Source organism: Mucilaginibacter sp. GW822-FHT03E02, from assembly GCF_058801545.1.
This window is the reverse complement of record NZ_JBXANJ010000001.1, coordinates 1,874,421-1,886,542: the sequence shown is the minus strand read 5'-3', so window position 1 is coordinate 1,886,542 and position 12,122 is coordinate 1,874,421. Positions and strand designations below refer to the sequence as shown.

Annotated in this window: 14 protein-coding genes; 6 read left to right on the top strand and 8 right to left on the bottom strand. The window is 42.6% G+C overall.

What is annotated here, in order from left to right; genetic code table 11:
* Positions 1-17: 17 nt before the first annotated feature.
* Positions 18-776, bottom strand: coding sequence for a hypothetical protein (locus tag AC1RM2_RS07825; RefSeq protein ID WP_492984446.1), 759 nt, complete (start codon positions 774-776; stop codon positions 18-20).
* Positions 777-806: 30 nt separating this feature from the next.
* Positions 807-1,265, bottom strand: a complete 459-nt coding sequence (locus AC1RM2_RS07820; protein ID WP_492984445.1) for a hypothetical protein — start codon at positions 1,263-1,265, stop codon at positions 807-809.
* Positions 1,266-1,465: 200 nt separating this feature from the next.
* On the opposite strand from AC1RM2_RS07820, the gene AC1RM2_RS07815 reads away from it, so the two are divergent.
* Positions 1,466-2,206: a hypothetical protein gene (locus tag AC1RM2_RS07815; protein ID WP_492984443.1), complete on the top strand. Its 741-nt coding sequence runs from the start codon at positions 1,466-1,468 to the stop codon at positions 2,204-2,206.
* A 7-nt stretch (positions 2,207-2,213) separates the two neighbouring features.
* Here the strand turns inward: AC1RM2_RS07815 and AC1RM2_RS07810 are convergent, their stop codons facing one another.
* Positions 2,214-2,696 (bottom strand): GNAT family N-acetyltransferase, encoded by a 483-nt coding sequence (locus AC1RM2_RS07810; protein WP_492984441.1) that lies wholly within the window; start codon positions 2,694-2,696, stop codon positions 2,214-2,216.
* 155 nt (positions 2,697-2,851) lie between these two features.
* On the opposite strand from AC1RM2_RS07810, the gene AC1RM2_RS07805 reads away from it, so the two are divergent.
* Positions 2,852-4,012 carry an acyltransferase family protein gene (locus AC1RM2_RS07805; protein ID WP_492984439.1) on the top strand — a complete coding sequence of 387 codons (1,161 nt, stop codon included), beginning with the start codon at positions 2,852-2,854 and terminating at the stop codon, positions 4,010-4,012.
* A gap of 165 nt (positions 4,013-4,177) precedes the next feature.
* A complete protein-coding gene (locus tag AC1RM2_RS07800) occupies positions 4,178-4,570 on the top strand; it encodes a DoxX family protein (protein WP_492984437.1) in 393 nt (130 codons plus the stop codon).
* A 75-nt stretch (positions 4,571-4,645) separates the two neighbouring features.
* Here the strand turns inward: AC1RM2_RS07800 and AC1RM2_RS07795 are convergent, their stop codons facing one another.
* From AC1RM2_RS07795 to AC1RM2_RS07785, 3 genes are all read right to left on the bottom strand, one after another.
* Positions 4,646-5,206, bottom strand: a complete 561-nt coding sequence (locus AC1RM2_RS07795; protein WP_492984435.1) for a hypothetical protein — start codon at positions 5,204-5,206, stop codon at positions 4,646-4,648.
* Between the two features lie 36 nt (positions 5,207-5,242).
* Complete coding sequence (locus AC1RM2_RS07790) at positions 5,243-5,518, bottom strand: DUF4342 domain-containing protein (RefSeq protein WP_492984434.1); 276 nt, start codon at positions 5,516-5,518, stop codon at positions 5,243-5,245.
* Between the two features lie 120 nt (positions 5,519-5,638).
* The gene (locus tag AC1RM2_RS07785; RefSeq protein ID WP_492984433.1) at positions 5,639-6,634 is read right to left on the bottom strand and encodes a helix-turn-helix domain-containing protein; all 996 of its coding nucleotides are present in this window, start codon (positions 6,632-6,634) and stop codon (positions 5,639-5,641) included.
* 131 nt (positions 6,635-6,765) lie between these two features.
* Here AC1RM2_RS07785 and AC1RM2_RS07780 point away from each other — a divergent pair, with 131 nt between their 5' ends.
* Together AC1RM2_RS07780 and AC1RM2_RS07775 are read left to right on the top strand one after the other, a co-directional pair.
* Positions 6,766-8,325 (top strand): DHA2 family efflux MFS transporter permease subunit, encoded by a 1,560-nt coding sequence (locus AC1RM2_RS07780; RefSeq protein ID WP_492984431.1) that lies wholly within the window; start codon positions 6,766-6,768, stop codon positions 8,323-8,325.
* A gap of 100 nt (positions 8,326-8,425) precedes the next feature.
* Complete coding sequence (locus AC1RM2_RS07775) at positions 8,426-8,755, top strand: hypothetical protein (RefSeq protein WP_492984430.1); 330 nt, start codon at positions 8,426-8,428, stop codon at positions 8,753-8,755.
* 197 nt (positions 8,756-8,952) lie between these two features.
* Here the strand turns inward: AC1RM2_RS07775 and AC1RM2_RS07770 are convergent, their stop codons facing one another.
* Positions 8,953-10,263, bottom strand: a complete 1,311-nt coding sequence (locus AC1RM2_RS07770; protein ID WP_492984429.1) for a phosphatidylserine decarboxylase — start codon at positions 10,261-10,263, stop codon at positions 8,953-8,955.
* A gap of 514 nt (positions 10,264-10,777) precedes the next feature.
* Between AC1RM2_RS07770 and AC1RM2_RS07765 the strand changes: the two genes are divergently transcribed.
* On the top strand, positions 10,778-11,545 hold the full coding sequence (locus AC1RM2_RS07765; RefSeq protein WP_492984428.1) for a PLDc N-terminal domain-containing protein: 768 nt from the start codon (positions 10,778-10,780) through the stop codon (positions 11,543-11,545).
* 218 nt (positions 11,546-11,763) lie between these two features.
* On the opposite strand, the gene AC1RM2_RS07760 is transcribed toward AC1RM2_RS07765, so the two are convergent.
* The gene (locus AC1RM2_RS07760) at positions 11,764-12,057 is read right to left on the bottom strand and encodes a GIY-YIG nuclease family protein (protein ID WP_492984427.1); all 294 of its coding nucleotides are present in this window, start codon (positions 12,055-12,057) and stop codon (positions 11,764-11,766) included.
* Between the last annotated feature and the right edge of the window lie 65 nt (positions 12,058-12,122).

Genomic DNA, 12,122 nt, shown 5'->3' with positions numbered 1-12,122 from the left:
TTCCACTGCCCACCCAACTAAATAACCTTCATTACCTGCAACGCTAAAAAGCCAACTGCAGCAATCATGGTTAGTACCATGGTTAGTATGCTGGTTTTCATTTTGGCGCGGATGCCGGGCAGGCAAACTATTACTGAAATCAGCACAAAAAAACTAATAACAATGAGGTTCCGGATAACTTCGTCTGTTGATATGATATCGGCATAGCGGTCATTCAATTTAATATCCAGGTCCTTTTTAAAAAAATACGCCTGTTTAAGTGCGTTATACATTACCGCCCAGGATAGCATTATCCATCCTAATTGTTTTCTCAAGCCAAAACCAATGGCACCCAGTGGCAACATTAAATACGGTATTACCACAAACAAGAAAGATGGACGGTACGAGCTTGATTCGGTAATCATGCGTAAAACGGCGGTATCGCCCTGGGCAAGCGTAATAAAATACACTGCCAAAACTGTTAACGAAACAATGCCGATTACCCGCTTGGCCGAAAAAAACTGCTGATTTACGGGCGCTTTTTTTGCTTGCTGAGGCTTGGGCGAATTTAACTCCTGTGTTTGCCTGGTAACTTTACGTTTAAGGTAAAGGTTAAATTCGTCATTTACTTCTTTAAGCTGTTCGGGTGGTAAGTCCCTGTGCTGAAGTTCAATATACGCCGTTTCAACAGCAAGAGGCTGAAAGTTTCTTGAATTGCGTATGATAGCGATAAGTTCTGAGCTTTCAAGTCTTTCGTACTTGTACTCAAACGAGTTAGCATTAACAAGCTGGTCCATAATAAAGGTAAGGAGGTCAAATATATTACATCAAACAATATCGCCATATACCAATGAGTTGGTATTATTTTCATTTGTTTCAGCGCGGCCTTCAATCTTTTTTATTACTGTAGTGCCCGCCTGTATAGCTATATATTGATGTTTGTTGTTGTATGTTTTATTGCTGTTAAGCTCCGCGTAAGTGCGCAACCCGGTGCCGCTTTGGACCAGATGGGTTTTATATAAATTGTAATTGTTTATTGCCTGTTCAATTTTATTCCGGGCAGTTGACGGCGCAGCAAAGGCCGTGCTTTGAGCGATATGCTCCATATTAAATTTTAACTGCTGTAGTGGGCCGTTTACTTTAGGAAACCAGGTGCTTATATACTTGGTTTTACCAACCCTAAATATAAAGCCAGATAGCGTTACTGCGTAATTGCCTTGCAATTTATGCACAACTAACAATTGGCCGCCGCTCAGGGTTTCCGAACTTTGTAACTGTATATTCAAAATAAGATCAGAGGTACTTGGTTTAAAACTGGAATCAAATATAATTACTTTTTTAAGTTAAAAGGTAGTTTAAAAATTATCTTTTTTCAATAAAATGACTTTTAAGTATTTGTATTGTAGTGGTTTATGATAAAATGTTAATTTTAGTTAAAATGTAATTTCGTTACAGTTACAGATAGGATTTATGCTTATTTTTAAACATGCTTAAACATCTACTTTTATTACTGCTGGGCGGCGTAATTCCGGCATTGGCTATTGGGCAAACTATCCAAACCGGGGTAGTATTTGAAAATAAAACGCGTGTAACGCTGCAAGGCATCAGAGTTGAAAACCAGGCCACTCATAAAGTTTTCATAACAAATAAAGGTGGCTCATTTACTATCGCAGGTAAAGTGGGAGAGGTGTTGGTATTCAGCGGCAGTTTTTACCGGGCAGATACCGTGCTGCTAACCGACAATAAACCAATGGAAATTTTCCTGGTGCCAGAACATAATATGCTTAAACAGGTTGATGTTACTGCAACCGAAGCCAAGCACACAGGCTCGTTCCAGTCGCCCGATTATCATAATCAAACGGTGGTTTACCAGCCCGATGAAAAATATCCTCAATATTATAAAGGCGGCGTTGCTATACGATTACACTATTTTAAAAAGGATGAAAAACGAAAAGCTAAACAAGCCGCCTTTTTAAAAAACCAACAGCAACAGGATGAGATAGCCAAGGTTTTTAATGCCGAAAACATGGCTAAGTATCTGCCCCTGAAAGGAAAGGATATGGATGATTTTTTGATCCTGTATACCCCGTCAACCAAATACTATTTTAGTGCGGCTTTTAACCTTGTTAGCTATCTGGATACCAGTTACAAAGCATTTTTAAAGATCCCGGCAGATAAAAGGAATACCAACCTGGGCGCTCCGCCGCCCGTTTTAGGAAAACAATAAGTTTAACTTACAGGTTTCTGTACATGATATAGGTGTCTACAAAGCCCAATTGACGGTTCCTGAACCCGCCGGGAGTGGTTCCGATGATAGCGAAGCCGTGTTTTTGCCAAAGCCTTACAGCTTTTTCATTAGTAGAAACTACAAAGTTAAACTGCATGCCCAGGTAACCCAGTTCTTTAGCTTTTTCGAGCGAATGCAGGCACAACAAACTGCCAATGCCTTTGCCGCGGGTATCTGGATGCACCATGTAGCCGCAATTGGCAATGTGGCTTCCCAGGCCCGGCTGGTTAGGTTTTAATATATAAGTGCCCAATATTTTTCCATCTTCTTCGGCAACAAACGTTTCAATAGAGCTGCCAAACCAATATTTGTCTAAGTCGGCCTTTAGGGTTTCCGGGTCAAAAGCATAAGTATCGCCGCTTTGTATAACGTTCGAGAATATTTCCCAAATCGAGTCGTAATCTTGTTTGGTAGCCGGCCTTATTTCCATGAGGGTAAACGTTGATAGTTATGATGCTTATTATGATGGCAAAAGTGCATTATTAGCCATTCAGATAAAAAAATAAAGACAGATAATTTTGCGGTGTGCTGTAACAAGGGGGCAAAATTGCCGTCTGTTTCACAATATAGTTTATAGACAGCTTTATGCAAACAGTAACCGGTATCCCTGCGACAGCAAACAGCAACAGCCCCAAAATAGGCTACGTAGATAATTTAAAGGTAGTGCTTACCGTATTGGTGATCATGCATCATGCATTTATTACGTATGGAGCGCCCGGAGGCTGGTATCTTACCGAAAAAACCACGCTTAAGGCGGCGCTTATCCCCATGACCTTGTTTGTGGCCACCAACCAGGCGTTTTTCATGGGCTTCTTCTTTTTCCTTTCGGCATACTTTACCGAATCGTCATATAATAAAAAGGGTGCTCTGAAGTTTTTGGGCGATAGATTGAAGCGTCTTGGGATCCCGCTGATATTTTATTCATTTATACTTTCGCCGGTTTTAAGTTACCTTGTTTATCGATTTGCCCAGGGGAACAATATTACCTATCTGCAATTTCTGCGCGGCTTTCATCCCTGGATAAATTTTGGGGTGCTGTGGTTTGTGGCGGCTTTATTGTTATTCAGCGTGTTGTATGTTGTAGTAAGATTTTGGTTTGATAAAAAGCCACGTATAGTAAACCCAATGCCGCCAGGTGGCCGGAAGATTATTTTATTTACCGCCGCGCTGGCCATTGCGAGTTACTTTACGCGATGGCTTTTTCCCGTAGGTTGGGTCTTGAATCCGGTTGGTTTCCAGTTAGGGCATTTTGCGCAGTATGTGGCTTTATTTGCTTTGGGTATTATAGCTTCGCGGGGGAGATGGTTGAATAATGTAAATTATCAATTGGGTAAAAGTTTTGCCATAATGGCGTTGGTCATGATAGTAGTATTGTTTCCGGTTTTATACGCTGTGGTAACTATAACCCAAAGCCCAATCGAAGCACTTAACGGGCATGGCAACTGGCAGTCATTAATGTATGCCTTTTGGGAACAATTTATAGGAGTTTTTATCATCGTTGCCCTGTTGGGTATAGCCCGCCAAAGGTGGAACAATCAATCCGTTTTTTTTAAAAAGCTCTCCCGCTTAACTTTCTGCGTTTATATTTTTCACCCGCTGATATTGATATCGTTAACGGTATTGCTGAAACCATGGGCTGTGGATCCGGCCTTTAAGTTGTTAGTTGTTGCTCCAGGAGCTGTTGTTGGTTCATTTTTGCTGGCGGCGGTGTTAGTTAAGGTGCCGGGAGTGAAGGCCATTGTGTAAACAGATTTATGGCAAACATCAAACTTTCGGATAAAACGCCTGTTGCCTAATTTGATTTGAACGGGCAGGTAAACAATGCTTTTGCTGCCACCACAATTACGGGCCGGCGATTTTTATACATGGAATGGTATTTGTATCGTTAAACCAAATTGTAAATAAACTACCGTGAAAGACGAAAACATAAAAACAGCCGCCCGGGTATTATTAGGGGCAGGTTTAATAATGGCTGGCATCAGTCACCTTACATTTGCCCGCAAAGATTTTAAGGCGCAAGTGCCCGACTGGGTTCCATTAAAAATTGACGATACCGTGGTATACTCCGGCATAGCCGAGGTAACCTTGGGAACTGCATTGGTACTTGCTCCCGAAAAATACAAAGCAACTACAGGTAAAATCGCGGCCACATTTTTTACCGCTATATTCCCCGGCAATATATCGCAATATGTAAATAAACGCAGTGCTTTTGGATTAGATACGGATGGTAAACGGTTTGCGAGGCTGTTTTTTCAGCCGGTGCTGGTGTACTGGGCGCTTAAAAGTACAGGTAATATAAAATAGCTCCTTAGCTTTTTATCGAAGCACAAGGCGTAAATGCCTGTTTTTAATCTCGACACAGATAGATAACCGGCATGATCAGGTTGCCGTGGGGTAATCATCTTGAACCTGGTGCCCTAAATCAATAAAAAACTGTTTTATTAACCTGTAGGTTTCGGCATCCGCATTTATTTCTTCGGATGGTTGGATAGCCATGTATTCACAGCCAAGGCAAACGTTTAGTGTCGAGATGATATTGCCATCCTTGTCATAAAATACTACCGCGTCGCGGTAAACAGGCGCGCACATCCAATAGGGAATGTTAACAGCCGGGATATTCAGGATAGTTATTAAGCGATCAACTTCAGGGGTTTCTCGTTTAAATGTATTTGTTTTTACGGCTGATTGATGAAATTGCCCGTCTTCGTTAATAATGTATGACCCAACTTTATGATATACATTGTTCAAATGGGTGCGTCGTTCTGCTTCGCCGGAAGTGAGTGTTTCGTTTTCGCTACGGGTTTTAAGTGCCTCAAGCTCGGCAAGGATCACATTGAGCCGTACCTGGTAATCGCCGCCGCGCTGAAACGAATAGGTTTCAATATAATCGAACGTAAGGCTGTTAACGTAATCTGGCGACGAAATATAGGTTGCAGGCATGTCCATTTTTTTCGCCGCCAAATTACGGTAGTTATTTTATATTTCTTCTTTTTCTTCGCCTTCCGGTTGTTTAGGCTCTTCCCGTTCAACAGTAATGGTACACTCGCCAACTAAAGCGGCTACTGCGCCAACTGCCGCCAATACAGGCGCCAGGAAAATGCCCACAAGGCCTACCGCCAAAGGAAAAGTCATCAGTTCTTTGCCTGAATGATCGGTTATGGTTATTTTTCTGATGTTGCCTTCGGCAATCAGGTCTTTTACTTTTTTAAGCAGGATATCTCCGTTTATCGAGAATGATTCTTTTGTGGCCATGATAGGTGTTATTAATGGGTTAATTTTTAATAATAATTCAGCAAAACTTGCAGGTTATGGTAATCTGTATTAATATGCTTATGACGTTAACCGATTCATTTTGTTACTGATAAAATATAATTAAACATTTAAAGCCCTTGATACTCCCGGTGATGTACCTGTATGTTTCTTGAAAAAGTTGGTAAAATAGGCAGGTTCTTCAAAGCCAAGGGCATTGGCAATTTGGGCGATGGTCCAGTCGGTGTGCTTCAGCAGGGCATGGGCTTCTTTCAAAATCCTGTCGCTGATGTGCTGGGTAGTTGTTTTGCCGGTTATCTCTTTTACAGATCGGTTTAAATGATTTACATGCACGGCCAGGTTTTGGGCAAAATCGTTGGCTGTTTTCAGTTTGAGATACTGCCCAGGCGAATCAATAGGAAACTGGCGCTCCAGGTGTTCTAAAAATAAGCTGGTTATCCTGGCAGCCCCGCTTATGTTTTTTTCCGCAGTTTGTGGCGGCTGTATCTTCAAAGCTTCATGTAGCATAATTTGAAGATAGCTGCGTAATAAATCATATTTATTTGGATAGTCGGAATCCATCTCCTGCATCATTTTGTTAAGTACAGCCGATAAAAAGGCCAGTTGCGCATCGTCCAAAAAAAGAATGTGGTTGGTATCTGGCCTAAACAACGGGAAATTCCGGATGGCATGCTGATGCTCGTGCGATTCAATAAACGCCTCGGTAAACAGGCAAAACCAGCCCGTTTGCTCCAGGGAGTTTTGCTCCCATGACGATGGTACCAATGGGCCTGAAAATACCAGTGCGGGCCTGTCAATAATAACCTGGTTATCGGTATAATGCATAATGCCGGTACCTATTACCAGGGCTATCTTATAAAAATCCCGCCGCCCAAACGGCGATCGTTTAACACAGCCCCTGCGCAAAAAAACGTTGAAATGCCCCTGCCCGGCATTGTTCATGCTAAAAGGGTTGTTGGTTCCGTCGGGGTGGCGCTGGTAAAATTCCTGCAGGGTTTCTGTAAGCATATGTAAAGCTAAAGCGTTGCCTTTATTATTGCAAATTTGTGTTTGATTTTTATAGCTTACATGGTTTTCTATTTGTGCTTGTTTTGTCAATTTAAAGTAAGATTGTTTGTGTTTAACTATAAATGGACTTGGTGTGTATTTGAATTTTATAATTATCTGATTGAATTCTATAAGCCGGTTTTTATGAGGCGCATCTACTTTTGTTTTAAAAAAAATGCCGTATGGAAACCGGTTTCAGAAAGTGGATCATCGTTATCACCATTATCACATCAACAATCATCGAGCTCATTGATTCGACTATTGTGAACGTATCAATTAATACCATGAGCGGTAACCTGGGCTCTACCCTTGAGGATACGGCCTGGGTTATCACCTCGTATGCCATCGCCAACGTTATCATTATCCCCATGACCAGTTTCCTGGCGCAAACATTTGGCCGTAAACAGTACTACATTGGGTCGATACTATTATTTACGGCTGCATCGGTTATGTGCGGTTTCTCTACCAACTTGTGGGAGTTAGTTATCTTCAGGTTTTTGCAGGGCATAGGCGGCGGGGCGTTGCTATCTACTTCACAATCTATTTTGTTTGATACTTTCTCTGTTAAAGACAGGCCTATCGCCAGCGGTATTTTTAGCCTGGGTATCATTATTGGCCCTTCTATTGGCCCGGTGCTGGGTGGTTTTATTGTTGATAATTACCAATGGCAGTGGATTTTTTATGTTAACATCCCAATAGGCCTGGCTGCGGCATTCCTATCCTATATTTTTATCAAGGAAACGCCCAGGCCGCCCGTTCAAAAGGCTATCGACTGGTGGGGCATCATATTATTGGTAATTGGAATAGGCGCTTTACAGGTGGTTTTAGAGCGTGGCCAAACCGACGATTGGTTTGCCGCCAATTACATCATCGCCTTAAGCGTTATTGCCTTTATTAGCCTGTTCCTGTTAATATGGCGGCAGCTGGTTATCGATAACCCGGTTATCAACCTGCGGGTACTTAAAAGCAGTACGCTTGCTATTTCGGCCGTGATGACGTTTGTGCTGGGCTTTGGGTTGCTTAGTGCCTTGTTTGTTTTTCCGTTGTATACGCAGCGCATTATTGGCTATACCGCTTTCCAGACCGGCACTATCCTGTTGCCGGGGACGTTAATGGCTGCCATGATCTCGCCTTTTTTGGGGAAGATGATCCAGAGCGGCATTCGTCCGCAGTATTTGATTATTTGCGGGTTTGGGTTAACAGCTGCGTTTGGCTATCTCATGTCGCGCAATAGCCTGCAATCCGGCGACGCCAATTTCCTGCTGCCGCTTATTTTCAGGGGCCTGGGTGCTGCTTTATTGATTGTGCCGCTTACCGCCCTGGCAGTGTCGGAGCTTAAACCTGCCGACATACCCCAGGGGGCCGCCTTAAATAACATGATGCGCCAAATGGGCGGTTCTTTTGGTATCGCCCTCACCAATACCTATATTGCCCACCGCGAAGCCGCCAACCGGATAGCGCTCATAACCCACGTAACCGCGGCCGACGATTTAACAATACACCGGCAACAATCATACATCAGTAATTTTATGGCGCATGGTGCCAACTACCTGCACGCCCTCAGCCAGTCTATCGAGGCCCTGGAAAGGGTAGTGGTGAGGCAAACCTTTTTGCTAAGCTATATGGACGCGTTTTTGCTGCTGGCCATTTTAAATGCCTGCTGTATCCCGCTGGTTATCCTCACCATCAAAAAAAAGCAACAGGTTAAAGTTGGGAAGGTAGAAATCCCCGATGCGCACTAAAACGGGACCTCTTTCAATCTCCTGTACTTCATGCTTTTATTAGGTTTTGCAAATGCACTGTCATTAAACTATCTTAGGCCATATAAATCCACAAAACCTTATGGAACCGATAAAAACCCAAAGGCCGACAGTAGGTTGGAAAGCGCAATTAGATGACGGCAGCGAATTTTTTACCGAAGAAGCAATTGCTGCGGCCGATGTATTGCTGGATAATTATATTGCAGCCTTACAAGGTGCCACCAATGAACGAACCATCTGGAAAGCCATCGAAGCCGTTGTAAAAGGCTTTGATCAGTTAAATATTGATCATGACTACTTTATTGAAATCACGGAGCGCGAAGATCTGGCCGAATTTATCCAAAAGGCTGCCGAAGCAGCCGGGCTGTTTTATGATGGCGATGTTACCGAAGAGTGGCGCGAGGAGTGGTAGGCGTGATATGAAACATCATCAAAAATAATACACGCTATTAGGTTGTTAGTCTGAAGTTCTGTGCCAAAGGAAAAATGATTTACGACCAGGTATTGATCTTAACAACAGTCTTGTAAACTCGTTATAAAGGCGATCAGGTGAAAATACTGATCGCCTTTTTAATTTATTCCGCCGAAAATCTCCCTGTTATTAGTTTATCATACAATAATAACAGAAGGTTCTCCGTACCTGAAGTGAAATGCATTAGCATCCTGATAGCTTGATGGTTCCTGGGCGTTTGCTACATCTGTGATAAACTTAAGGTCGTCAAGAGGTGGTTCAAAAAGCATAATAATATCTGATCCTCCAAAGGCAAAATAGCCAAACTCTTGTCCTTTATCTACTTGTTGCCCCTGCAGGGTATCTGTGTACATATTAACCGACGATACCTGCGCCATCCCGATAGGTATGGTAGCAACCAGGCCAACGTCAGATCCGCTTGTGCTGGTATCAATTACCAATACGCCCCTGGCTTGGGTAAACTCATATCCATCTTCGGCTGCGTCGGGGGCATCAAACTGGTTATCGGTTATATTAACAGCAAGGTATACATTACCGGGTACTGCTACCAGGTCAAGAACGGTGCCACTCACCGGTGTATGAAAGCGGTGATAGTCAAACGGGCTTAAAAAATAATGAACAAAAGTGCCGTTATAAAAATTGGCGGCATACTGGCTCCCCGCTTCGCCAAGTAAATCGTTGATATTGCCTATGGTATGTGTTTGCTTTAAGGTAACTGTTGTGAAATTCCCATTGCTATCAATCACATTCCCGTCCTGGTCAATCTGGTAATATGCTTTGAAAGTACAATCGGCCGGTGAGCAAATAATGGTATTGTCATAGGGGTTGGCAACCGGGCGCATAGGCGAGCCATCGGGCTGTGTTGAATTAAGTTGCCTGTAAAAAAAGGTGTTGAATGAAACCCAGTTAGGCGAGTCGTTAGCATAGTCGGGCAGGTTATATTCCGGATCGTTCCAGTACGATTGAAGTGCTTCTGGTGTAAGCGAAGCGGGGGTATCTAAAAAGCTGCCCCAGGCTGTAGCATACTCGTCAAGCCAGCCTGCAAACGTAAACTCATTAATGGGGCTCTGGTAGTTCTGCAAGGTAACACCGGCTACACCTTGGTCAACCAGCCAGTAAAATTGGCACAGGCGGTCGTATATCTCCTGGCTATAGCCGTTTTGCCCGGGTGTATTTCCCCAGGGATCATAAATGCCGGTGTTTTCGCTGGGTATTACTTCTGAAAAAAGCGTCAGGTAGGTAATATAATCGCCGGGGATAGTAGGCCACCCAAAGCCCGAGTATAAATCATTGAGTGCATTGTACAAATGAGGATCGAGGTTGGCAATAGCCAAATTATTTGCCGACACTAACGAAATGGTTAGCGCGTTTGCAAAGTCACTGTCATCATTGATCTGGGTTTGGAGTTCCTGAATTACGTCGTACGAGGTTGTGGTTAATGTGCTCATAATACTGTTTTTGATAGTAGGTTTATGTAAATTGGTGATACTAATGTATGAACTATTTTTAATTAATAATAAACAAAAAAATATTATTTTACTATGCTAATAAACTCTATTTGTCAGATTATCAACATGTGTTAAAAAAGATTATTGATATAAATAAATCGTATTGTTTGTAAATTTAATATTAAAAAACAGGCAAAGGATTTAACAAATTTGGTTATATCACCTGCTGCTGTCCCATATTCAGCAGGCGGGGCACCAAACTGAAATAGGGTTTTTGTTTCCGCTTTTGAATATCTCAGCAATCCACGGCTACAGCATTGCCGCGAACGTTGTTCAAATTAGTTTCGCATCAGGCACTATAATGGCGGGCTGCCTGATAATCAACTGCAACAGGCATTATTTGTAAACATGTGGGCTGAAACCCCAAAAGCATTATTTTAACTTAAAATGATGCCATTAAATGCTGCAATTTTTTATTTTTGAGGATAACTACAACTCTAATACCTTTTGCAATATGAATATGCTTTTTGGCGGCGGCAGCTATTATTATTTGGTACTTATTTTAGAAGCCTTTTGTATTATTCATTGCCTGCGCAGGGGTACCCAACAACAATGGCTTTGGATACTTATTGTTATCCCTGTTTTGGGTTGCCTTATTTATATTTATAAGGAAATTTTAACCAACCGCCATTCCATCCGTATACCTAAAGTGGATGTGGGCGCTGTACTTAACCCCGGTGTAAAACTAAAACGGCTGGAAGATGAGCTGCGCTTTACCGATACCTTTGCAAACAAAGTAAAACTGGCCGATGCCTACCTGGAAGCCGGCTTTACCGATAAAGCCGTTGAGTTATACCAGGCCAGCTTAACGGGTGCCTTTGCCGAGAATGAACATGTGCTTGCCCAATTGATTATTGCCTATTACGAACAGGAGCGTTACCAGGAGATTATCCCGATAGCACAAAAGATTTATAAACTACCCCAGTTTGCCCGTTCAAAGGCGCATATGAAGTACGCAGAAGCCTTGGAAAACACCGGCCAGGTTGATTTGGCTGAAAAGGAATTTAAGGCGATGAAAGGCCGTTACTCATACTTTGAGCAGCGTTACCAATATGGCTTATTTCTGGTACGCCAAAACCGAGACGAAGACGCCTACCAGGTTTTTGCCGATATCCTGAACGAAGAACGCCAGCTAAGCGCCATGGAACGCAAAATCAATAAAGTTTGGTTTGCCAAAACCAAGGATGAGCTAAAGAAATTGGCGGCACAGAAGACGGTTTAGCACTAATAAAAGGAGGCCTGTCATCCTGAGCTTGTCGAAGGATGTGCGCAGAGGCCTTTGCCCGCTATGGTTCGACAGGCTCACCATGACAGCCCTTTTAAAAATGTCATTCCCCGTTGTATTTGAAATCCGGGCCTGTCATCCTGAGCCTGTCGAAGGGTGTGTGCAGAGGCCTTAGCCCGCTTTTCTTAGTCAGTCGGGTAGCACAAGCTATTTTACTAATTACTACCCTTGGATTTTGATAGTTCTGGTAATAAATTCCAGTCGCCGTTTATGATGGCCTCTTTTTTTGATCGCCTCCAGCCTTTCACTTGTTTTTCAAAGGCAATTGCCTGGTTCACATCATTAAAAACTTCATTGAAAACAAGCTTTACAGGTCTTCTTTTAAATGTATAACAGTTTATATTTTCTCCTGACTGATGTTCGATGAGCCGTCGTTCAATATTATTAGTTATTCCGGTATAATAGCTACCATCACTACATAGCAGAATATAAACATGGTAGTGATTCATATTGACCATAACATCGTAGATGTTTGTGTTTTGAGATTAGTGTGGTGGTTAAGTTTTCAAAAATA